General features: G+C 63.6%; 24 protein-coding genes. 9 read left to right on the top strand and 15 right to left on the bottom strand.

Annotated features, from left to right (window positions below; all coding sequences use genetic code 11):
* Positions 1–27: 27 nt before the first annotated feature.
* Genes tsaD through AWH62_RS03655 form a run of 5 tightly spaced genes read left to right on the top strand, consistent with a single transcriptional unit; the run spans position 28 to position 3,110 of the window.
* Positions 28–1,161 (top strand): tRNA (adenosine(37)-N6)-threonylcarbamoyltransferase complex transferase subunit TsaD, encoded by a 1,134-nt coding sequence (tsaD, locus tag AWH62_RS03675; protein WP_075189138.1) that lies wholly within the window; start codon positions 28–30, stop codon positions 1,159–1,161.
* Entirely contained in the window at positions 1,158–2,159 is a 1,002-nt protein-coding gene (locus AWH62_RS03670) for an NAD(P)H-dependent glycerol-3-phosphate dehydrogenase (RefSeq protein ID WP_075189137.1), read from the top strand. The genes tsaD and AWH62_RS03670 overlap by 4 nt, the downstream gene beginning before the upstream one ends.
* On the top strand, positions 2,159–2,452 hold the full coding sequence (locus AWH62_RS03665; protein WP_075189136.1) for a YciI family protein: 294 nt from the start codon (positions 2,159–2,161) through the stop codon (positions 2,450–2,452). The genes AWH62_RS03670 and AWH62_RS03665 overlap by 1 nt, the downstream gene beginning before the upstream one ends.
* Positions 2,452–2,787, top strand: coding sequence for a Rieske (2Fe-2S) protein (locus tag AWH62_RS03660; RefSeq protein ID WP_075189135.1), 336 nt, complete (start codon positions 2,452–2,454; stop codon positions 2,785–2,787). Before AWH62_RS03665 ends, AWH62_RS03660 begins: the two co-directional genes overlap by 1 nt.
* On the top strand, positions 2,784–3,110 hold the full coding sequence (locus tag AWH62_RS03655) for a cupin domain-containing protein (RefSeq protein ID WP_075189134.1): 327 nt from the start codon (positions 2,784–2,786) through the stop codon (positions 3,108–3,110). The genes AWH62_RS03660 and AWH62_RS03655 overlap by 4 nt, the downstream gene beginning before the upstream one ends.
* On the opposite strand, the gene AWH62_RS03650 is transcribed toward AWH62_RS03655, so the two are convergent.
* From AWH62_RS03650 to AWH62_RS03640, 3 genes are all read right to left on the bottom strand, one after another.
* A complete protein-coding gene (locus tag AWH62_RS03650; protein ID WP_075189133.1) occupies positions 3,095–3,550 on the bottom strand; it encodes a hypothetical protein in 456 nt (151 codons plus the stop codon). The genes AWH62_RS03655 and AWH62_RS03650 overlap by 16 nt on opposite strands.
* Positions 3,551–3,687: 137 nt before the next feature.
* Positions 3,688–4,248, bottom strand: coding sequence for a hypothetical protein (locus tag AWH62_RS03645; RefSeq protein ID WP_075189132.1), 561 nt, complete (start codon positions 4,246–4,248; stop codon positions 3,688–3,690).
* A 6-nt stretch (positions 4,249–4,254) separates the two neighbouring features.
* On the bottom strand, positions 4,255–5,013 hold the full coding sequence (locus AWH62_RS03640; protein WP_075189131.1) for a creatininase family protein: 759 nt from the start codon (positions 5,011–5,013) through the stop codon (positions 4,255–4,257).
* 348 nt (positions 5,014–5,361) lie between these two features.
* Between AWH62_RS03640 and AWH62_RS03635 the strand changes: the two genes are divergently transcribed.
* Positions 5,362–6,114 carry a class I SAM-dependent methyltransferase gene (locus tag AWH62_RS03635; protein ID WP_075189130.1) on the top strand — a complete coding sequence of 251 codons (753 nt, stop codon included), beginning with the start codon at positions 5,362–5,364 and terminating at the stop codon, positions 6,112–6,114.
* Here the strand turns inward: AWH62_RS03635 and AWH62_RS03630 are convergent, their stop codons facing one another.
* The 7 genes from AWH62_RS03630 to AWH62_RS03600 all read right to left on the bottom strand — a co-directional run bounded on the left by AWH62_RS03630 (position 6,115) and on the right by AWH62_RS03600 (position 12,155).
* Positions 6,115–7,572: a methyl-accepting chemotaxis protein gene (locus AWH62_RS03630; protein WP_075189129.1), complete on the bottom strand. Its 1,458-nt coding sequence runs from the start codon at positions 7,570–7,572 to the stop codon at positions 6,115–6,117.
* Positions 7,569–7,871, bottom strand: a complete 303-nt coding sequence (locus AWH62_RS03625) for a hypothetical protein (RefSeq protein WP_143742903.1) — start codon at positions 7,869–7,871, stop codon at positions 7,569–7,571. Before AWH62_RS03625 ends, AWH62_RS03630 begins: the two co-directional genes overlap by 4 nt.
* 130 nt (positions 7,872–8,001) lie before the next feature.
* Positions 8,002–8,859, bottom strand: a complete 858-nt coding sequence (locus AWH62_RS03620) for a GNAT family N-acetyltransferase (RefSeq protein ID WP_198928860.1) — start codon at positions 8,857–8,859, stop codon at positions 8,002–8,004.
* Positions 8,856–10,055 carry a 23S rRNA (adenine(2503)-C(2))-methyltransferase RlmN gene (rlmN, locus tag AWH62_RS03615; RefSeq protein ID WP_075189127.1) on the bottom strand — a complete coding sequence of 400 codons (1,200 nt, stop codon included), beginning with the start codon at positions 10,053–10,055 and terminating at the stop codon, positions 8,856–8,858. Before rlmN ends, AWH62_RS03620 begins: the two co-directional genes overlap by 4 nt.
* An 84-nt stretch (positions 10,056–10,139) precedes the next feature.
* Positions 10,140–10,658, bottom strand: a complete 519-nt coding sequence (locus tag AWH62_RS03610) for an invasion associated locus B family protein (protein ID WP_075189126.1) — start codon at positions 10,656–10,658, stop codon at positions 10,140–10,142.
* A gap of 97 nt (positions 10,659–10,755) precedes the next feature.
* Positions 10,756–11,292: an RNA methyltransferase gene (locus AWH62_RS03605; protein ID WP_075189125.1), complete on the bottom strand. Its 537-nt coding sequence runs from the start codon at positions 11,290–11,292 to the stop codon at positions 10,756–10,758.
* Positions 11,292–12,155 carry an isoaspartyl peptidase/L-asparaginase family protein gene (locus AWH62_RS03600; protein WP_075189203.1) on the bottom strand — a complete coding sequence of 288 codons (864 nt, stop codon included), beginning with the start codon at positions 12,153–12,155 and terminating at the stop codon, positions 11,292–11,294. The genes AWH62_RS03605 and AWH62_RS03600 overlap by 1 nt, the downstream gene beginning before the upstream one ends.
* A 158-nt stretch (positions 12,156–12,313) precedes the next feature.
* Here AWH62_RS03600 and AWH62_RS03595 point away from each other — a divergent pair, with 158 nt between their 5' ends.
* Entirely contained in the window at positions 12,314–13,096 is a 783-nt protein-coding gene (locus tag AWH62_RS03595; protein ID WP_075189124.1) for an SDR family NAD(P)-dependent oxidoreductase, read from the top strand.
* A 76-nt stretch (positions 13,097–13,172) separates the two neighbouring features.
* Here the strand turns inward: AWH62_RS03595 and AWH62_RS03590 are convergent, their stop codons facing one another.
* On the bottom strand, positions 13,173–15,269 hold the full coding sequence (locus tag AWH62_RS03590; RefSeq protein ID WP_075189123.1) for a TonB-dependent siderophore receptor: 2,097 nt from the start codon (positions 15,267–15,269) through the stop codon (positions 13,173–13,175).
* Between the two features lie 217 nt (positions 15,270–15,486).
* Positions 15,487–16,014, bottom strand: a complete 528-nt coding sequence (locus AWH62_RS03585; RefSeq protein WP_075189122.1) for a hypothetical protein — start codon at positions 16,012–16,014, stop codon at positions 15,487–15,489.
* A gap of 167 nt (positions 16,015–16,181) precedes the next feature.
* Between AWH62_RS03585 and AWH62_RS03580 the strand changes: the two genes are divergently transcribed.
* Positions 16,182–16,565, top strand: coding sequence for a hypothetical protein (locus AWH62_RS03580; protein ID WP_143742901.1), 384 nt, complete (start codon positions 16,182–16,184; stop codon positions 16,563–16,565).
* Positions 16,566–16,655: 90 nt separating this feature from the next.
* On the opposite strand, the gene AWH62_RS17100 is transcribed toward AWH62_RS03580, so the two are convergent.
* From AWH62_RS17100 to dapF, 3 genes are all read right to left on the bottom strand, one after another.
* Entirely contained in the window at positions 16,656–16,793 is a 138-nt protein-coding gene (locus tag AWH62_RS17100; RefSeq protein WP_233128251.1) for a hypothetical protein, read from the bottom strand.
* 84 nt (positions 16,794–16,877) lie between these two features.
* Entirely contained in the window at positions 16,878–18,182 is a 1,305-nt protein-coding gene (locus AWH62_RS03570; protein WP_075189119.1) for a hypothetical protein, read from the bottom strand.
* A 121-nt stretch (positions 18,183–18,303) separates the two neighbouring features.
* Positions 18,304–19,119 (bottom strand): diaminopimelate epimerase, encoded by an 816-nt coding sequence (gene dapF / locus AWH62_RS03565; protein WP_075189118.1) that lies wholly within the window; start codon positions 19,117–19,119, stop codon positions 18,304–18,306.
* A gap of 86 nt (positions 19,120–19,205) precedes the next feature.
* Between dapF and AWH62_RS03560 the strand changes: the two genes are divergently transcribed.
* The gene (locus tag AWH62_RS03560) at positions 19,206–21,410 is read left to right on the top strand and encodes a prolyl oligopeptidase family protein (protein WP_075189117.1); all 2,205 of its coding nucleotides are present in this window, start codon (positions 19,206–19,208) and stop codon (positions 21,408–21,410) included.
* The last annotated feature ends 328 nt before the right edge of the window (positions 21,411–21,738 follow it).

Here is a 21,738-nt window from a genome sequence, read left to right as displayed (position 1 = left end):
TCCCGGTCTTGGGGCTAGTGGACAGTCATGGACTTAGCGCCCCCCTCACCCCAAGCGCAAGCGCGCGCACTGACCGTGCTCGGTCTCGAATCCAGTTGCGACGAGACGGCGGCGGCTATCCTGCGCCGCGCGCCGGATGGCCAGGTCGAGGTTCTTGCCGACCGGGTACTCGGCCAGACCGAGGCGCATGCGCCCTTCGGCGGGGTGGTGCCGGAGATTGCGGCACGGGCCCATGCCGAGGCCATGGACGGTCTTGTGATGGAAGCACTGGCAGAGGCCGGGCTGTCGGTCGCCGATCTCGACGGGATCGCCGCGACGTCCGGGCCGGGCCTGATCGGCGGGGTGATGGCGGCGCTGATGACGGCCAAGGGGTTGGCGTTGGGCGCGGGCAAGCCGCTGATTGCAGTCAATCATCTGGAAGGTCATGCCCTCTCGCCACGGATTTCCGAGCCGCTGGCCTTTCCTTACCTGCTGCTGCTGGTCTCCGGCGGGCATACGCAATTGTTGATCGCCGAAGATGTCGGCGTCTATCACCGGCTTGGTTCGACCCTGGACGACGCCGCTGGCGAGGCTTTCGACAAGACCGCCAAGGTGATGGGGCTGGGCTTTCCCGGTGGGCCGGCGCTGGAGCGCTGCGCCGCGAGCGGTGATGCCACGCGCTTCGAACTGCCGGTACCGCTCAAGGGCAAGCCGGGCTGTGACTTCTCCTTTGCCGGCCTGAAGACCGCGGCCCGCCAGATCTGGGACGGGCTGGAGGCGCCCTCCGATCAGGACAAGGCCGATCTGTCTGCCTGCGTGCAGGCGGCCATTGCCCGGGCGCTGTCCCGACGCACGCGGCGGGCATTGGCGATGTTTGTCGAGCGCTATCCCGATGCGCCGCGGCCGATGTCGCTGGTTGTGGCGGGTGGTGTAGCGGCCAACACGGCTGTGCGCGCGGCGCTGGAAGTCGAGGCGGGCGATGCCGGTTTTCGCCTGATCGCGCCGCCGATGAAATGGTGTACCGACAACGCGGCGATGATCGCGCTGGTCGGTATTGAAAAGCTGGCGCGTGGCCAGATTGACGGGCTGGATGCGCCGGCACGGGCGCGCTGGCCATTGGACGCGGCTTCGGCCAAGGCCGATCCGGCCATCGGCTCCGGACGAAAGGGACCCAAGGCATGAGTGAATATCAGAGCATTGGCGTGATCGGCGCCGGCGCCTGGGGCACCGCCCTGGCGCAAACCGCTGCCAAGGCGGGCCGCGACGTGACCCTGTGGTCCTTCGAGCAGGATGTTACCGATGTGGTGAACAGCAAGCACGAGAACACGATCTACCTGCCCGATGTGAAATTGTCCGACGCCATCGAGGCGACGACCTCGATCTCGGATCTCGATGCCTGTGACGCCATACTGGCGGTCGCCCCGGCCCAGCATCTGCGCCGCGTGCTGGAAAGCTTCCTGCCCTTTGCCCGGCCCGGCCTGCCCATCGTGCTGTGCGCCAAAGGGATCGAGCAGTCTTCGCTGTCGATGATGACCCAGGTGCTCAAGGAAACCATTCCGGCGGCGCTGCCGGCGGTCCTGTCGGGCCCGAGCTTCGCGATCGACACCGCCCAGGGCTTGCCGACCGCGGTGACCCTGGCCTGCGCCGATGAGGCGGTCGGCAATCGGCTGATCGAAGCCCTCGGCACCAATCGTTTCCGGCCCTATCTCGCCACCGATCTGATCGGGGCCGAGATAGGTGGCGCGGTGAAAAATGTGCTCGCCATTGGCTGCGGGATCTCCGAGGGCAAGGGGCTGGGCAAATCGGCCCATGCCGCCCTGATCTCACGCGGCTTCGCCGAGATGACCCGTCTGGCGATGGCGCTGGGTGCCCAGCGCGAGACCCTGGCCGGACTGTGCGGTCTGGGCGATCTGGTGCTGACCTGCTCCTCGCCGCAATCGCGCAACATGTCCTGCGGACTGGCGCTGGGCCGTGGCGTCTCGCTGGACGACATCATGGCCTCGCGCCGCGCGGTGACCGAGGGCGTCGCCAGCGCCCCGGCCGTGGTCGAACTGGCGCGTCGTCATGGCGTTGAAATGCCGATCTGCGAAGCGGTGAATGAGATCCTGGCCGGCCGGGCCAGTGTTGATGACGCCATCGAGACCCTGCTTGCGCGTCCTTTCACGCTGGAGACCGCCTGATGCTCTTTCTGGTTCACACCTGGGACCGGCCTGGCGCGCTGGACATCCGCATGGCCAATCGCGACGCCCATATCGCCTGGCTGAAAGCGGCGGGCACCAGCGTGAAGGCGGCGGGCCCCTGGCTCGACGATGCCGAGCAGATGGCCGGATCGCTGCTGATCATCGAGGCGAGCGACCGCACCGCGCTGGATGCCTGGCTGGCGACCGATCCCTACCAGTCCGCCGGCCTGTTCGAGCGGGTCGAGGTGGCGCCCTATCGCTGGGTCTTCAATCCGCCGGTCGAGGCTGGCTGATGCGGTCGAAGCCGCCGCCCGGTACCGTTCTTGGCCGTCTGGATGATCTGCCGGATCCCGGCGCCCGTGCATCGGCCTGGGAAGGCCGGGCTGTCGTTTTGATTCGCCGCGGTGACATCGTGACGGCCTTCACCAATCTCTGCCCGCATGCCGGCTTGCCACTTTGCCTTCCCGACGGGCGCGGCCTCCTGCACAAGGGCGAAACGCTGGTTTGCCCGGTTCATGGCGCCAGCTTTGATGCTGCGAGCGGCGAGTGCACGGGCGGTCCTGCTACCGGCGACCGCCTCACAGCGATCCCGGTCGAGATCGTCGGCGCCGAGGTGCGCGCCCTGTGACCGGCAATCTTTTCAACACCCTGCCCGATGCGAGCCGTGACGAGATCACCGAAATTCTGGCGCGCGGCAATGAGGTCCGCATTGAGCGGATTGTCTCGTGCGGTCAGTCATCGCCGGATGGGTTCTGGTATGACCAGAGCGAACATGAATGGGTGGCCCTGCTCGCGGGGTCGGCGAGGCTGGAGTTGCAGGATCCGGAGCAATGCTTGGAGTTGACGCCGGGCGACCACGTGCTGATCCCCGCCCATCGTCGTCACCGGGTGGCTGCAACCGACCCGGACATCGAAACGGTCTGGCTGGCGGTTTTCTATTCCGACGGCTGAGTGGCAGCCGGCAGATTGGTGATCGCATCGACCAGCGCTTGACCGGTCGGCTGGTCCTTGATCACGGTACAGAAACTGCCGTCCATCGAGCGGTGATAAATCACCGCATCTGTTGTGTGGGAGTGTTGCTGGCCGGCGGCGCGGTAGAAGTCCGCATTGGCCGCATCCATCGCGGTCTTGGTGGTCTGGTCCAAATCTGACACCGCAAGGATGACGTCGCCGGTCTCGCCACCCAGCGACCAGGATACGCGTGTCAGGCCGGCCGGTCCGGTTTCCAGCAGGGTCTGGCCCGGCTCGAGCAGGGTCGACGGCGTTTCCGCAAAACAGGCGTCCGAGCTGGCGAGATTGTCCTCGCTGAAGCCGGTGTTGATGTTGGAGCCTTGCTCGGACGAGCAGGCAGCCAGCAGGGCAAGGGCCGGCAGGGCGATCCAGATTTTCATTTCGGCGCACTCCGTATCGACGCGACACGAGGGCCGTATAGCGAGCGCGCAGGGCGCGGTGAAATGAATGTTTTGTGTCGGGGTTAGAGGCGGTATGTAGCACGCGCTTTGCCAACATGGCCTGGCGGCGCGCACCCTCAATCCTCGAGCCGCGCCTTCAAACGCACTAACGCGGCCCGCCATTCCGTTTTCCAGTGTTCGCAGGCCTCGGCGGTCTCGATATTCTCATGGTTGAGGCTGATCTGGGTCTTCCGGCCGGTCGCGGCCTCTTTGGTGGCGAGCCAGACCGAGAGGCGGCCGCCCTCGGACCATTGCCCGTTGATGGATTTGCCCGGCGTGCCGGATGTGCGACTGAAAACGCCATCAGGGCCCCATTCGGCGAAATCGGGCAGATCGAACGCCATTTCGACGGCGGCCGGACCCGCCGCGATCGTCTTGGAGGCGGAGGCTTGATACTTGCCGTCGCCAGCGGCCCGCGCATGCGGATCGCGGCGACCGGTCAGTATTTCCCAGGTGCCGGACACCATTTGCGCCCACCAGAATGACAGGCCGTGCTTGGCGCGCAGTGTCCGGGCCAGGGCTTGGTGATCCATCTCGCCTGCCCAGCCATCGAGCTCGGCGCGCCATTCCGGCCAGGTCCGACCGGTGGCTGCCTTGACGGCAGCATCCGAGATGGGCGGTGTCCAAGCCTCAACCATGATTTTCTACGCCGGTTGCAGGGCCGGCTTAACGTCGAAGAATTTGGCGCACTCGGCGATCAGCGCCTGCTTGGCAAAACTGACGATCTCGGCGCCTTTTTCCGGTGTGGCCTGCGACGGGTCGGAACCAATCCGACCGTCCGGGAATTTCCGGCGATAGTCCGCCGCGTCACTGAACCCGCCCACCGGGGCGATCTTCGGGCTCATCTCAACATGTTTGATGGCGTGCGGATGGGCGTAATAGGTCACCGAGACCTCCGACGCCGTGGCATGCATGCCCTCGCCGACCGGGAAGAGCTTGCGGCAGGTGTCCATGACGCCGGGCAGTTCCCACCAATTGCGCTGCATCAACTGGACCGGGCAGGCGGCGCCATCGAGTGAGAAATTGGCGTAATACTCGGCGAAAGCCGCGTTGATCGTGGTGATATTGCCGCCATGGCCATTGAGGAAATAGATGCGGTCGAAACCGTGACGGGTCAGGCTTTCAATCCAGTCATTGATGACCGCAATCATGGTCGAGGGGCGCAGTGTCATCGAGCCGGCAAAACCGAGATGGTGCTGGGCGATGCCGACATTGAAAGTCGGCCCGACCAGGAGGCCGGCTTCGGCGCCGGCTTCGGCGGCGATCACTTCCGGGCAGATCGCATCGGTCCCGACCAGCCCGTTCGGGCCGTGTTGTTCGGTCGATCCGATGGGGATGATGATCCCCTTGCAGGTGTTGAGATAGGCCTCGACTTCAGGCCAGGACGCGTGGTGCAGCAGCATGACAGCCCTCTCCGGGATAGCGCTTGTCCGGGGAGCTAAGCCGCGACGGCGACCGGGCGCAAGGGCTGGATGCGGCGCGAGGTCGTCTAGAGGCGACGGCTCTCGCGGCGATAGAGCCAGGCCGCCAGGGCGGATGCGACAGCGGCAAAAGCCAGAATGAAATGCATGGACCCCTCCATTGCGGCGTGTCGCCGCTTGTGCCCATGTCTATCGCCTAAGTCCTTATCAACCGTAAAAGAATCGCGATTCAACCGGCATCGTCACAGCTTCGTGAGCGATGTGTCAGGAGCCTGTTGCCTCGCGGCGTTGTATGAGAGCCTCAAACATCTTGTTGTGTGAGGGGAAATCATGCGTCGACTTTTCATTGCTTCTGTTGCCCTGGCCGCTCTGGTGGCCGGACCCGTCATGGCCCAGGACGACCCGATGCCGACCAGCATCGAGAATGCTGTCGCCGATGCGAGCCGCCCGGAGGCGGATCGCCAGCTGGACGCCAATCGCCATCCCGCTGAAGTTCTTTTGTTTGCAGGTGTCGAGCCGGGTTGGCGCATTGCTGATCTCGCCGCCGGCAGCGGATATTATTCCCGCGTGCTCTCGACCGCAGTTGGTGCCGAGGGTCATGTCTACACCATGAACCCGACCTGGGTTGCCGAACGGTTTGCCGAGACCGATGCCGGCCTTGCGGCCTTTGCGGGTGAGCGGGCCAACATGACCCATTCCAGCTCCGCCATCGAGGCCTTCGGCGACAATGTTGACGGTGAGTTGGACGCTGTATTCATGGTGCTTTTCTACCATGACACGGCATGGGACGGCACCGACCGGACCGCCATGAATGCCGCGGTTTTTGACGCCTTGCGTCCCGGCGGCGTCTACGTGGTCGTCGATCACCGGGCCGTGGAGGGCGCAGGTTTGACGGTGGTTGAAAGCCTGCACCGGATCGAGGAGGCAGCGGTGGTCGAGGAAATCACCGCCGCCGGTTTCGAACTGGACGGGTCGAGCGACATGTTGGCCAATCCGGAAGACAGTCGTGAGATCAGCCCGTTCGACCCATCCATCCGCCGTCAGACCGACCGCTTCGTCCTGCGCTTTCGCAAGCCGGAGTAATCAGGCGGCATCCAACTCGGACCGGAAGCGGTTGAGCTCCTCGTCGAGGCGGCTCGCCGCTTCTCCCAGTTCGCCGGATGCGCGTGTGAAGGCCTCGGCGGCGGCATTGGTCCGCTCGGCGGCTTCGGTGACCGAGTGCATGGAATTATTCACCTCGATCGTCTCGACCGCCGCGCGTTCGGCGAGTGAGGCGATTTCCTGGGTCGCCTGGTTTTGCTCCGAGAAGGCGCCCTGCACGCTTTCGGTGGATTGGCGCAGTTCGGAGATGATTTCCGCAATGCGCCCGAGAGCCTCGGCAGCGCCACCTGACGCGCCGCGCATCGCTTCGATCTTCTGACCGATATCGCTGGACGCTCGCGTGGTCTGCTCGGCCAGTGCCTTCACCTCGGACGCCACCACCGCGAAACCCTTGCCGGCCTCACCGGCGCGCGCTGCCTCGATCGTGGCGTTCAGTGCCAGCAGGTTGGTCTGCTCGGCAACGCCGGCGACCAGGCGCATGATGTCTTCGATTTCCTTGGCCGCGGTTTCCAGCGCGTCGATCGACCGACCCGCGCCTTCGGCTTCGGCGGCCGCCCGGTCGGACACATCATCACTGTTCTGGAGGATGCGCGCGACCTCGCCGATCGAGGCGGACAATTCTTGCGCAGCGGCGGCCACAGACTGGACATTGCTGTTGGTCGTCGAGGCTCTGGAGGACGCCTCAGACGCCCCCTCGCGCGTTGCTTCGGCATCGCCGCTGAGATCGCCGGCCAAGCTGCTGACCTGACCGGCCGCGCCGGAAATCCCTCCGGATACGACCCGCAAGGCTTCCTCGAATTCCCGGGCCAGGGCTGCGATGGCGAGGCGCTGGCGATCCGCATTGTCCTTGGTTGCGACCTGGGCGTCGGCGCTTTGGGCAGCGGCTGATTGCGCTGCGGCGGCTTCGTCGGCCTTGTGATCAGCGCCATTGAGGGCTTGTGACGCATGGTAGGTCATCCATACCAGCGCGCCGGATTGTCCGATGACGATTACGGCGTGGAAGACGACACGGAAGAAGTCGGCGCCATCCGGAAACACCGCCCAGGGCAGAAAGAAGTTCAGCGAAAGGTGGTGGACGGCCGTCGCTGCCGACGCGGCGACGATCACGCGCCAATCAAGCATCACCGCCGAGATCGAAAGGGCGGCGAAAAACATCATGTGCATGTCGATCTGCCACGGTGAACCACTTAACAAATAGACAAACAGCGCCGGATAACCGATGAGCGCCGTGCCGACTGTGGCCCGCGAGACCGCACTGTTCGGGTCCAGCCGCCAGCTGGCGACCGCTATGGCGAGCAGGACAAAGCCGACCAGTCCTGCCGGGACAAGACGGTTGCTGGCAAAAATGCCTGCGGTCACAATCAAGCTGATACACAGGCCGACCATGATCAGCAGGGTCACGGTTTGGGCGCGCTGGCGGATGTGGTTGAGGCTGGTCATGTCGATGGGGTCTCTGCTGAGGATCGGATGGACTGGGCTGTCGGGGTCTGGTTGATCAGGCAGCCGTGCAACGTGTTGGCCGGGATGATGAGCCAGGCGCCGGCGTCACGTAGGGCTTGGCGATCATCTGCGGCCGGCAAGACGAATACGCCGATATTGGCGGTGCGCCCGATCATCAGTGCTGACTGACCGGCGGCGGCACCAGCAATGATAACATCCCGGGCCTGCCATCCCGGCGGGAAGACAGCGGCGTAGCGATCATCAGTCGCCGGTTCTGCGACCGCCAAAAGGGGCGTCACGCCAACGATTGCAATCACAAGTATAGTCGGAATGAATTTTATCATTGTCTATATACAGGCCTGCAAATGGCTGCCTGTTCTAAACGTATGACAGTTAATCAGTGTTTACCGTTTCCACACGCTACCGGATTCAATGTGCGCGGGTCGTTGCCCATTCTGAATTCAGAAGCCCGAAAATCAGGCTGTCCCGAACGCCCAAATGGGTCTCCCACTGGTCGCGCAACCGGCCCTCGAGCGTGAAGCCCAGCTTGGTGAGCACGGCGATCGAGCCGGCATTGTCCGGATCGGTATCGGCGTAGATCCGGCGCAGGCCGAGCGCGTCGAAGCCATGATCCAGCACCCGGGCGACCGCTTCGCTGACATGGCCGCGGCGTTGTGCGTCCGGACGGATGATATAGCCGATCTCCGCGACCCCGGGCTTGCGATCGATCAGGACGACCCAGCCGAGGGCGTCATCCGGTGCCGCCGGCCGCGTCATGGCCCAGCATCGAACGGTGGCCGATCGTGTCGAGCCAGCGAGATAGTCTCGCGCTTCGGCGAGGTTTTCGACGGGTGCGCGAGACCAGTATTTCATTGTGCCGGGGTCTTGCAGCGCAGGGAGGAGCGCGAGCGCATCATCCTGATGAATCCGGCGCAGCAGGAGGCGGTTGGTCGTCAGCACCGGGACGTCGCAAGACGGCGTGCGGGCTTTCAGCTCATCGTGGGTGACTGTCAGCGTGATTTCGTCGAAACGTTCGGCGATGCAGGCCTGCATGGTCTTGAAGCAGTCCTGGGAAAACCAGTCATGCTCGGCGAAACAGGCCTTGCGAACCGCTTCGTCCGGCCAGGCCGCATAGGACCAGTACAGCCCGTTCTCGTCGCGATGCAGAACCGCGCCATAGGAGCCGCACGCCTGGTGGATGCGTCGCGTCCCCTCGGCCCAAGCGGTTTCGAACTCGGCCTCGCGGCGGGGCTTCAACTTCCAGCGATAGAGGACGGCGGCGGTCACGACGCGGCGTTGGCAGCGCCTTCACCCGCGGCCAGGCGCTGTTTGCGCAGCACGCTCGCCTTTACCTTCTGGCTTTCCGAGCGCAGCTGGCCGCAGGCGGCGAAGATGTCGCGGCCGCGCGGCGTGCGGATGGGGGAGGCGTAGCCGGCCTTGTTGACCACATCGGCAAAGGCTTCGATCTGGTCCCAGTCCGAGCATTCATAAGGGCTGTTCGGCCACGGATTGAAGGGGATCAGATTGATCTTGGCCGGAATGCCCTTGAGCAGTTTCACCAGCGCCTTGGCCTCGGCCAGGCTGTCATTGACGCCCTTCAGCATCACATATTCGAAGGTCACGCGCTTGGAATTGCCCAGGCCGGGATAGGCGCGGATGGCATTCATCAGCTCGACAAGCGGGTATTTCTTGTTCAGCGGCACCAGCTCGTCACGCAAGCCGTCATTGGTGGCATGCAGTGAGATCGCCAACATGGTGCCGGTCAGCTCGCCCAGCTCCTTGATCTTCGGCACCACGCCGGAGGTCGAGACCGTGGTGCGGCGGCGCGAGATGGCAATGCCCTCACCGTCCGAGATGATGTCGATCGACGTCGCGACATGGTCGAGATTGTAGAGCGGCTCACCCATGCCCATGAAGACGATATTGGTGATCTTGCGGTTCTCGTTCGAGGTCGGCCATTCCTCCAGATCGTCGCGCGCAATCATCACCTGGGCGACGATTTCGGCGGCGGTGAGATTGCGTACCAGCGCCTGGGTGCCGGTATGGCAGAAGGTGCAGTTCAGCGTGCAACCGACCTGGCTGGAGACGCACAGGGCACCGGAGCGGGCGACGTCCGGGATGAACACCGTCTCGCACTCGACGCCGGGCGCCAGCTCGATCAGGTATTTGCGGGTGCCGTCGACCGAGACCTGGCGGTCGATCAGCTTGGGGCGGTGCAGGGCATATTTGTCGGCAATGACGGCGCGCAGGTCTTTCGAGATATTGGTCATCTCGTCGAAGGACGTGACGCCGTAGTGATAGATCCAGCGCCACAATTGTTCGGCGCGCATCTTCGCCTTCTTCTCGTCGACCCCGCAGGCGATCGCCACCTCGCGCAATTCCTCGCGCGTCATCCCGGCCAGCGTGGGCAGGGGGCGCGGCGTGGTTTCGTCAATGCGGCTGGCATTGGCGTTGCGGGCATCAATGTTCAGGGCGTGGTTCATGGCCGCCAGACTATCTCAAACAAAACGAAGCCGCGCGCTCTATCACAAAAGCGCGGCAATGCCGAATCGGACCGGTGCGCGGGATCAGTTGCAGAGCGCCTCGACACGCTGCAGGGCCGCGGTCACGCCGGACAGCGAGAATTCGTAGGACGTCGCGGCCCCCTCGAGCGTCGTGGCGGTGACCCGCATGACCGAGCCGCGGCGCATCGAGCGGATCAGATCGGCTTCCTCGTCGAGATCGTCGAGAAAACCCTCCTGGTTGTCGGCGAACATGTCAAACCGGTCCGAGCCGACCCGGACTTGCGGCGGGCTGGTCGGGCGCAGGTCATAGCCGACCAGCAGCGAGGGTTGTTCCTCGACCGCACCGGACTGCCAGCTGGCTACCAGGAAATAGACATTGCCGTGTTCATGGGCGCGCGGTGCGCTGTCGGTCGGGCGGCTCAACGCGTAACAGGAAAAGCCCGCATCGGTATTGCGGGTGAAGACCCGCCAATCGCTGTACTCGCCGCGAAACTGCGGATCGTCCTGGGCGAAAGCGGGGGCGTTCAGTCCGGTCAGCAGAGCAAACGCCAGGCAGGCATGTCGGATACGCACTGTGATCATCCTCGTCGCGAAGCACATTCGACGCCGTCTAGGGCATCCCTATGGCGGTATGATGGCGGAGTTAATCCCGCGCTAACAGCGCCAATTGATCGCCGGATCAGCGGTGGATACCGGCCTTCTTTGTCGCCTCGGCCAGGCTTTCAAGATCCGGCCCGCCGGGCATCAGTGGCCGTTCGGGAAAGCCGCCGAAATTGATCTGACGATCATACAGGGTGATGGCGCAGGCCACCGAGACATTGACGCAGAATTTGGTCGGGATTTTCACGATATGGCTGCACCGTGCCTGCATCTCTTCCGACAGTGATCCACGCTCGCGGCCAAAGACATAGGCGGCGCACAGCGGGTGGCGAAAGCTGGGCAGGTCGACGGCGTCGTCCGTGAGTTCGATACCGACCAGCTGGCAGTTCGACGGCAAGGCAATTTCGTCGGTGGCATCCCATTCATAGTAGGGGACATGGTCGACGGATTTGGCAGTATCGGCGCGGTAGACGTCGCGGACCTGGTGATTGGCATCGACCGTGAAGGCAAAGCTGGCGCCAAAGGCGTGCGCTGTACGCAGGATCGCGCCCATATTCATCGGCTTGGAAATGCCTTCGGCGCCGACGCCGAAATAGCCCCGCTTCATCGTGATCATCAGCGTACCCCGGCTGTCACACGTCCATCGGGGTGGACCATGGCCTGCTTCATGCCGGGCGAGTTGAACGGCGCGGCCAGATTGCCGTGGCGATCAACGGCGATGATGCCGCCCTCACCTCCCAGTGCGCCGACATCGGCCAGCGCGCCGGCGACAGCGTCCGCAAGCGATTGACCGCCATAGGCCATGCGGGCGGAGACATCCTTGGCGGTCGCGGTGCGCAGGAAAAACTCGCCCTGGCCGGTGCAGGAGATCGCGACATGGCCATCGGCCCAGCAGCCGGACCCGATGATGGGACTGTCGCCGACCCGGCCCTCCATTTTGTTCAGCGTGCCACCGGTTGAGGTGGCGGCAGCCAGCCGGCCTTCCATATCGAGGGCGACACAGCCGACCGTGCCGGTGGCGATGGCACGATCATCCGGCGCGGCAGCGGGCGTGTAATAGTCGTTGACGCTCTCAACCCGTTCCAGCTCCGCTTCGCTGCAAAAGCGCTCGGCACCGCGACCGGCGAGCATGACGTGGGGTGTCGTGTCCATCACCGCCCGGGCCGCCGAGATCGGGCTGGTGAAGCCGGTCAATGCTGCGACCGACCCGGCCCGCTGGGTTGGCCCGTCCATGATCGCGGCGTCCAATTCATAGCGGCCGGCCTTGTTCGGCGAGGCGCCCTTGCCGGCGACATAGAGACCGGAGGCTTCCAGCTCGCGCACGATGTCCTGCACGATATCGAGCGCGTTGGCGCCGATGGCGAGGCGCGCCTTGGCGGCTTCGGCAAGACCGCGCATATGATCGATTTCCTTGGCATAATCGCGATCAGCCAGGGTGCCGGCGCCACCGTGCAGCAAAAGGGCGTAACGTCCGCTCATACTGTCCATCCCGTCTCGTTTGAGTGTGTGCCGATTGCTCTAGCACCGCTCGCGCATCCCGCCCAAGTCGGTTTTCCACCGCCGGCGAGCCGTTGCTCCGGATTTTCTTTTGGCAGGCATCACGCTATGTCGCTGGCATCGATAAAGGGGAGTGCCTCATGAAACTCGACTCATCCATTGCCGCTATTGTCACCGGCGGCGCATCCGGTCTCGGCGAAGGCACAGCCCGCCGTCTCGCCGCAGACGGCGCCAAGGTCGCCATTTTCGACATGAATGCCGAGCGCGGCGAGATGGTCGCCAAGGAGATCGGCGGCGTGTTCTGTCAGGTCAATGTCTCCGATGAAGCCAGCGTCGACGCCGGCCTGGCCAAGGCCCGGGAAGCGCATGGCCAGGAACGCGTTTTCGTCAATTGCGCCGGGATCGGCTGGGCCGAGAAGACGGCACGCCGTTCCTCCTCGACCGGTGAAGTTTCGGCCCACTCGGCCAAGGGCTTCCAGACCGTGATCGGGGTCAACCTGATCGGCTCCTTCCTGTGTGCGTCCAAATCGGCCGCCGGCATGATGTCGCTGGATCCGCTGGGCGGTTCCGGCCGTGGCGTCATCGTCAACACGGCGTCGGTTGCGGCCCAGGACGGTCAGATCGGCCAGGTTGCCTATGCCGCTTCAAAGGGTGGCATCTACGGCATGACCCTGCCGATGGCGCGCGATCTCGCCAAGGAAGGCATCCGCGTCAACACCATCCTGCCGGGCTTTTTCGAGACCCCGATTTACCAGCAGATGCCGCCGGAGGTGAAAGTCTCGCTCGCCTCGCACCTGCAATTCCCGCAGCGTTTCGGCACGCCGGAAGAGTATGCGGACCTCGTCGCCTTTATGGTCAATTCCGACTATATCAACGCTGAATGTGTCCGCCTCGATGCCGGTGCCCGCATGCCGCCGAAATAGGCGCCTTGCCCAACGCCAGACAGACAAAAGGCCGGAGGCGAACCTCCGGCCTTTTTCATGGCAGCTATCGCCCGGATCAGAAGTCGCGGCGCACCGTCAGGCGGGCGTTCAGCGGCTCGCCGGTCGAGATATTGGTATTGCTGTGCGCGTCCGGGAAATAGTTTTCGTCGAACAGGTTTTCGACATTCAGCTGGATCCGGGTGGCGTCGTCGAGATCGTAATAAACGGCCGCATCGAACCGGGTATAGGCTGGGATCTCGACCGAATTGTCCTCATGCACGAAATTGGCGTCCTGATAGGTTGCGCCGATGGCCAAGCCGAGCTGGTTGCTGACCTGGTAGCGGTTCCACACCGACAGCATGTGCGCCGGTGTCTGGCGGGTCGCATTGCCGTCAAAACCGCCACCGTCGACGGTTCCGTCCAGATGGCTGTAGCCGGCATTGACGGTCCACCGGTCAGTGACCTCGCCCACCAGCTGAAGCTCAAAACCTTCCGTCGTGCTGCCGGTCACCGTGGTGACAATGGACGGATCATCCGGGTCGACCGTGGTGAACTGGCCGCGCTCGAGGCGGAACAGGGCGGCGGTGAAGCTGAGTGTGTCGGTGATGTCCCATTTGGCGCCGATCTCACGGTTCTCGAAGACTTGCGGCTGAATGTCCTCGGTCGTCGAACTGAGTGTCAGGAACTGGTCGCCGGCGCTCGGCAGGAAGGTCTCGGTATAGCTGGCATAAAAGGACATGTTGTCAGCCGGCTTGTAGATCAGGCCAAAGCGCGGCGACACTTCCTCGTCGACGCGGCCGCGGCGGCCATTATCCGTCGCCGTGACGGCAAACAGGTCGAGGACCTCGACGTCAAAGCGGTCGAAACGGGCCCCGACAACGAGTTTCAGCGTATCGGTAAGGTCGATCTGGTCCTGCAGGTAGAGCGAGGTGAATCGAACCTCGGAGCTGCGGTCACGCACAGGTGTTGAAAAGGCGAAGTCGGGGATCACGAGCGGGTCGCTGAAATCGATCGTGATCTGGTCGTCATTGCTGGCCGCGAACAGATTGTCGAAGCGGGCATTGTCGGTCGCCTGGTCACCATATTCGCCGCCGGCCAGCACGGTGTGGCTGATCGCGCCGGTGTTGAACTCGCCGACCAGATTGGCCTGTATGACAGTGTTGGTGCGGGCGGTGATGTCGCGATAGCCGTCCAGCGTGACCCGGTTCGGCGTCGCGACGGCGTCGAAGCTGGCGGCGTAGAGGTTCTGATAGGCCTTGTCATAATCGGCGTGCTGGACCGTGACATTGCCGCGCAGCCGGTCACCGAATTCATGATCGAGGCGGACCCGGAATGTATGAGCTTCCAGCGTTGTATTGTTGGCGTCAGGCGAACCAAAGAATGTCTCGTCATGCCCTTCCAGCGGTCGGTTCGGCGCCCCGGCGACATTGACCGAGGGGACGCCGCGATCCACGACCCGGTCGTCATTGAGATACTCATAGAAGAAGGTCGCCGTCGTGTCGGTTCCCAACTCCGTCCGGAAGGTCGGGTTGATGCCGTAACGTGTACCGTCAAAGGCGTCGCGGTGATTGGCCATGTCCTCGACAAAGGCATTCAGGCGCAGGGCCGAGCGGTCGCCAGTGGCAACATTCGTGTCGCCGGTAAGCTGCCAGGCGCCGAATGTGTCGATGCCGGCGCTGACGCCGGAGAAAGTGTCGCCCACAATTGGTGACTTGGTCACGCGATTGATGACACCGCCGCCACCGCCGCGTCCGAACAACAGCGCGTTCGAGCCACGCAGGATCTCGACCTGTTCGAGATTGTAGAGCGGGCGGTAATACTGGACGTCATCGCGGACGCCATTGAGGAAGAAGTCGGCGGTCGACTGGTTGCCGCGGATATTGATCGCGTCACGATGGCCTTCGCCCTGGCTGATCGACAGGCCAGGCGTGTAGCGCAGGATGTCCCCGAGATTGGCAAAGCCCTGATCGGCGATCTGGACGTCAGTGACGATGGACAGGCTCTGCGGCACGTCGATGACCGGCGTCGGTGTTTTCACCGAGTTGAGCTGGTCCAGCGACAGATAGCGTCCATTGACCTCGACGACATCCTCGTTTTGCTGGGCGTGGGCCGTGCCGAAGCCGAGGCCGGCCGTGAGAAGGGTTGTGGCCAGCAGGGCGCTTTTTTTGATCATGATGAGACTCGAACTTGCAAATGAAAATCAAAGTCCGAGTATTCAGTGTGAGAATGCGTGTCAAGCGTAGGGGGTGAACGCGGGCGATCGTGCTGCACACGGTTTGTCCAGCGTGTTGAATTTGCATCAGGTGGCGTGAGGCAGACGCTGCAAAAAAGGGCCGGCGCCACGCGCCAACCCTTTTGCAGTCCCGGATATGGCTCCGATGGAAGGCGGTTCAGCCGCCTTCCGGACGCACGATCTGGTCGCCGAGATTGGACATCACGTCGCGCGCATCGAAAGCACTGGGGTCGTCGGGCTTGGTACCGCGGCCGAGATAGATTTCGGCGCTGGCCTCATAGCGCGTGCTTTCGCGATAATTGACATCATCCCAGAACGGGTCGTGCCAGCCGCGCCAACCCCAGCGCGGGTGGAAATAGGCGTAGTGAACGTTGAAACCGGAATAAGGAGATCGTCCGATTCCGGACGCCATGACCCGTGTCTCCTCATCGGTCGCGCGATCAACGACGGTGAAATAGTCAAACCCGTTTTCGACCGTGAGCTCGGAAGCCCGGTAGAGCAGGTAGGTTTCGACCGTCTCGCGGTCGGTGAGCGAGTTGCCCTCGAAGGATATCCGGTAACGATTGGTCTCGATGCGGGTTTCGGTGAAACCACGACGAGACCCGTCCGCCGCCTGATAGGGCGTCGGGGTTGCGCAGCCGCCCAGCACAGCCAGGCTGGCCAAAGTGATCAGAACGCACCTCATTTTGGGGCTCCTTGTAACGCTTGGCGGTCCCTCGCCTCATTAAATATGACTCGTCCTTGGCCGTTCAAAGGCGCGGACTCGACATAGCGACAAGCATAGGGCTGTCTGTTCCGGCGTCAAACGTCTGATCGAGGCGCAAAGGGGCTGGCTGGGGGCCGGATAGCGTGATGAAGCGCATGAAAGCGGAGGCGGCCCTGCTGGCCGCATTGGTAAGTCTGGTCCTGTGGCCTGCGGCCGACGCCGTAGCGGATCATACCAGCGAAACCGCGATTCAGAATGCGTGCCTCGCTTCAGGTCAGGCCGAGGCCGTCTGTGCCTGCATCGTTCGGGAAGCCAATTCGCGCTTCTCTCATGGTCAGCTTGAATTGGTGGGCGCTGCAATGCCGCGGCTCGAGCGGATCACGGACGATCCGCAAGTCGGAGGACTGCTCTCGTCCGAACCCCCGCTGACCTCGGAACAGCTGCAAGCACTGCGTCAGCGCGCCGAAGTGGCCGATGTCGTCATCCGGCAGGCGTGCGGCGTCGGCCTCCGGCTGGGTGAGGGGACTTAGCCAGGTCGCGTCGGTGGTCTATTGCGGCCACCCGGCTGGTGGACCAAGCCGCGATGGGCGATCCGGACGGAATCGATCAACGCGTCGATCTCACTGCGCCAAATCCCGGGTCTGGCAGAGAAAACTCGGCCGCAGGGTCGGATTGTCAGGCATTTCGTAGAGCTGTTCGGCTGTTGTCAGCCGCGATCGGCCCAGCCGGGCGAGGAAACCCGGATCGACCGTTCGCATGGCCTCCTCCGTCCGGTAGATGGGCCCGAAACCCCCGCTGGAGACGGGTTTTGACGGTGCAAGGGAATCAAAGCCGGCCACTGGTCAGCGCAGGTCTATTTCCACAATCGCGGTCGACGGCCGTGTCTCAGCGGGTTCGGAGCCGTCGGCAGGAAAGAGCGGCCAGGCGGCGTTGGCGACCAACCACGCACGACCATCGGCGAGATCGACCAGGGTCGGTTCGGTCTCCCCGCTCATTGCCGGGTGGCCGCGCAGCAGGACCTCGACATTTGCGACTTCCACGCCCGTCGGATCGAGGTCGATCGCCATGACCTGGTGCGGCCGGGCGCCATTGCGAACCGCCACCAAGCGCCCGTCACGGGTTTGCCGCAGACCGTCAATACCGATCAGGCTGATCTCCGATGCGCGCACCAAGGTGGCGCTGCCATCCGTCAGGTCAATCCGCCAGATCCCCATCGAATAGTCCGCCACATAGAGGGCGCCGCGGGCCAGCGCCACGCCCTGCAGGCTGACAAACCGAGGATCTTCGGACAGGACTTCGAGGTCACCGGATACACTGTCGAGTCGATAGACCCGCGGTGCCTGGCTGTCGGAGACATAGGCAGTGCCGTCGCGAACCACGAAATCGGCCATTTGCACAGCGCCGTCGATCGTGTAGCGGCGATACAGCTCGCCGGTCATCAGGTCGAAGGCAAACAGCGCTGTTCCCCCCGCCTCTCCTTCGTCCAGCGGCGTCTGGTCGACTGTTCCCGAGGCGGCCCACAACATGCGGGTGCGGTCATCGACGAACAGGCCAAACACCGACCACAATCCGTCCTCGCGGTCGGCAAACACGATCGGCTCGTCCCGGGCGAAGGGTTCCAGCATCAGGATTTCGCGTTGGGCCACCGAGGAGGCGAATATCCGGTCGGTCTCGATATCGACCGCGACGCCCTCGATCAGCGCGTCCGGGCGGTCAATGCGGGCAATGATTTCACCACTGCCCGTCGGTGCCGCATTGGCAGTCAGGGCCGCCCGGACCGCGGTCAGACGGTCATTGTCGGCGGCTTCCAGCAAGGTGATGGTCTCGGCGGCAGGTTCAAATGTGAGGCCGGCGGCGACAATGTTGTCGAGCGCCTCAAACCCGTCGTCGGCACGCCCGGCACGGGTCGCGATCGTCACCAGCGCGCGCAATACGGCCGGATGCGCCGGTTTAAGGTCGAGGGCTGCCTGCATCAGCCGGCGCGCGCTCTCCGTGTCGCCGGCACGCAGCGCCCGACCGGCCTCACTGAACATTTCCAGGGCGATGCTCTGGGGCGTCGGGGCTGCCGGCGATTCATCCTGGGCGAACGTCGGCAGGGTCAAGAGACAGGCGAGTGATGCTGCGAGTGCGCTGGCTTTGAATGTCATGTGATGCGTATCCCCCAGAAACGCGGCCCCAATGGGACCCGTTCGCGGATATTATGAGGTTTTACCAATAGCGAAAGTCACAGCCGCGTGCGCGGCATGGCGGTCATGCAGCAGCTTTTGCTCAGAAATTCACCGTTATCGGGCCTTCATCCTCGACGGGGCCGGTCAGAATGACATGGTCATCCTCCCGCCAGTCCACGAAGAGCTCGCCGCCATTGGTCATGATCGAGGCGCGTCGTTCTGCGAGACCACGCCGGTGTGCCGCCACCAGGGCGGCACAGGCGCCGGTGCCGCAGGCGGCCGTGATGCCGGCGCCACGTTCCCAAACCCGCAGCCTGATATGGTTGGCATCATGGATCTGGGCGAAGCCGACATTGACGCGCTCCGGAAAGAGCGGATCGAGTTCGACTTCCCGGCCCAACCTGGCAGCCGGGAAGGCCTCGACGTCACGAATGAAGAAGACGGCGTGCGGATTGCCCATCGACACGGCGCCGGGAGCCTCGATGCGGATGCCGTCGATTTCGGCGGCATAATCCAGCTTCACGGTGTCCATCGGCCGGGCCAGCGGGATGTCCTGCCAGTCCAGGCGCGGCGGACCCATGTCGACACTCACCGTCAACGGTCCGGCATCGCTGGCGTGGAGCAGGCCGCCGACGGTGCCCAGGCTGACGGCCCGGGCGCCGGTCTCCTGCATCATCGCCCAAGCGGCGGCTCGGGTCCCGTTGCCACAGGCACCGACCTCGTCGCCATCGGCATTCCAGATGCGCATGAAGGCGTCGGCGCTGTCGCTGTCTTCGAGCACCAGAAGTTGATCGAAATGATGCGTGTGCGCGAGCTCGCGAACCGTGGTGCGCGACAGGTTGAACACGCCGGCGCGCCCCCGCACATCGGCGAGGATGAACTTGTTGCCGGCCCCATTCATCAAACGTGTGTCCATATCCGCTCCGATAGCGCTCCGCTCTCTTTACGTCCACACCCGCTCCGGTGTTTATTGCCGCGCAAGCATCAGAGGGGAAGAGACTGATGAGAGCAATTCGCAGCATATGGGCGGTCAGCGCCAGCGCCGCCATCCTTGCGGCCTGCAGCCAGCCCGCCAGCCAGGAAAGTGACGCCGTGGCCACCGAAACACCCGACGCCTCGACGCAGCGCCAGATTGTCGAGATCGACCCGAACAATGATCCGCGGGTCTGGCTTGAAGAGGTTGAGGGCGAACAGGCGCTGGAATGGGTCGAAGGCCAGAATGATCGCACCTTTGCCCGATTGCAGGGCGATGAGCGCTATCAGGGGCTTTATGATCAGGCGCTGGCGATCGCCCAGTCGAATGACCGCATCCCCTATGGCTCCTATTCCGGCGGCTATGTCTGGAATTTCTGGCAGGATTCCGAGCACACGCACGGCCTGTGGCGCCGCACGACGCTCGACAGCTATCTGACCGACGCACCGGAATGGGATGTCGTGCTTGATCTTGATGCCCTGTCCGAAGCCGAGGACATGAACTGGGTCTGGCGCGGCTCGAACTGCCTGGCGCCGGCCTATGAGCGCTGCATGATCACGCTGTCGGATGGCGGTTCCGATGCTGCCGTACGCCGCGAATTCTCGATCCCGGATCGTGCCTTTGTCGAAGACGGGTTTGAAACCCCGGAAGCCAAGGGCGGTGTCAGCTGGATCGACGCGGACACGTTGATGGTCGGTTTGGCCACCTCGCCGGAAGACACGACCAGTTCGGGCTATCCTTCTGTGGCCTATCGCTGGGAGCGCGGCACCGATCTCGCCGATGCCACCGAAGTGGTTCGCGGTGACCAGGATGATGTCGGCCTGTTTGCCTTCCGCGCCGAGGACCATGACGGCACCGTCTATATGATGGCCTCGGAAGCCGACACTTTCTACGATACGACCTGGTGGTACCTGCCGGCCGACGCGGCGCCGATGCAGCTACCGCTGCCGACCAAATCCTCGATCCAGGACCTGTTCCAGGGCGAGCTGGTCTTCACGATCGAGGAAGAATGGACACCGGTCGAGGGCGGCGAGACCTTCCCGCAAGGCGCGCTCCTGTCTTTCACCATGGCTGACTTTGCGGCCAGCGGTGAGTTGCCGGCGGTGAAGACGGTCTTCGTGCCCGGTCCGCGCCAATCGCTGGGCGGCATGGGGTCAACGGCTTCGGCCTTCCTGGTTGCGATTGACGAAAACGTCGTCGGTGGCCTCGAAGCCTTCCACTATGCTGACGGTAATTGGACCTCCGAGACGGTGCCTGTGCCAGCCAACATGACGATCAGCCTGGGCGGCACCAATTCGCATCACGACATTGCCTTCATGAATGCCGAAGGCTTTCTGACGCCGGACAGCTATTACAGGGTCGATGCGGCCGAGTTGACGGTTGAGGAGATCAAGTCGATCCCGGCCCAGTTCGATGCCGAGGGCCTGGTCGTTGAACAGCTGGAAGTCGCCTCGACCGACGGCACGATGATCCCCTATTTCGTGGTCCGCCACGAAGACACGGTGATGGATGGCACGACGCCGACCCTGCTCTATGCCTATGGTGGCTTCCAGGTCTCCATCCGGCCCAGCTATTCCGGCTCGCGCGGCCAGCTGTGGCTGGAAAATGGCGGCGCCTATGTGGTCGCCAATATCCGCGGTGGTGGCGAGTTCGGCCCGGCCTGGCACCAGGCCGGCCTGAAGATGGATCGCCAGCGCATCTATGACGACCTGATCGCGGTGGCCGAGGACTTGTCAGCCCGTGGCATCACCAGCCCGCGTCATCTCGGTGTCTATGGCGGCTCGAATGGCGGCCTGTTGACCGGTGTCATGTACACCCAGCGTCCGGATCTGTGGAATGCCGTCGTCTCGGCCGTGCCGCTCCTCGACATGCTGCGCTATCACACCCTGCTCGCCGGAGCGTCCTGGATGGGCGAATACGGCAATCCGGAAGACCCGGATGAGGGCGGTTTCCTGCGCTCGATTTCGCCCTATCACAATGTCGATGCGAACGGTGATTACCCGGAAATCTATCTCTACACCTCGACCAAGGATGATCGCGTCCATCCGGGCCATGCCCGCAAGATGGCGCACCTGCTGGAAGAGCTGGGCCATGACTATCTTTATTACGAGAACACCGCCGGCGGTCATGCCGCCGCGGCTAACCTCGAAGAACGGGCCCGCAGCGAGGCGCTGCTCTACACTTTCCTGATGCAAAAGCTGATGGACGATGATGACCCGCTCGACGCGGAATAGGCTTTCCGCCGAGACCAATGAAAACCCCGGGGCGAACGCTCCGGGGTTTTTTCTTGGCGCAGCTCTCGCTCCGCACGCTTTCGCGCCGGAGGGATGGGAGGGAACGGGATGTCGGCCAATGCCGATAACCGGTTTGATTTGAAAACGTGACATCGCCGACATCCCGTTCGCGGAGATTTCCCGGACGCTCTCGCGACCGATTCCAATGCGTCAGGTACTGAGGGTCGGTCGTTTAGTGCCCCTGGACCTGATCGCACGCCCTGCCGGAGCATCGGGATGTCATCCCCGACACGCGGACAGGCTCCGCTCGTTTCCGGGCACAAGTGAC

The sequence above is a fragment of the Maricaulis sp. W15 genome (assembly GCF_001924955.1).
Lineage (GTDB): Bacteria > Pseudomonadota > Alphaproteobacteria > Caulobacterales > Maricaulaceae > Maricaulis > Maricaulis maris.
This window is presented reverse-complemented; position numbering and strand designations above follow the sequence as displayed.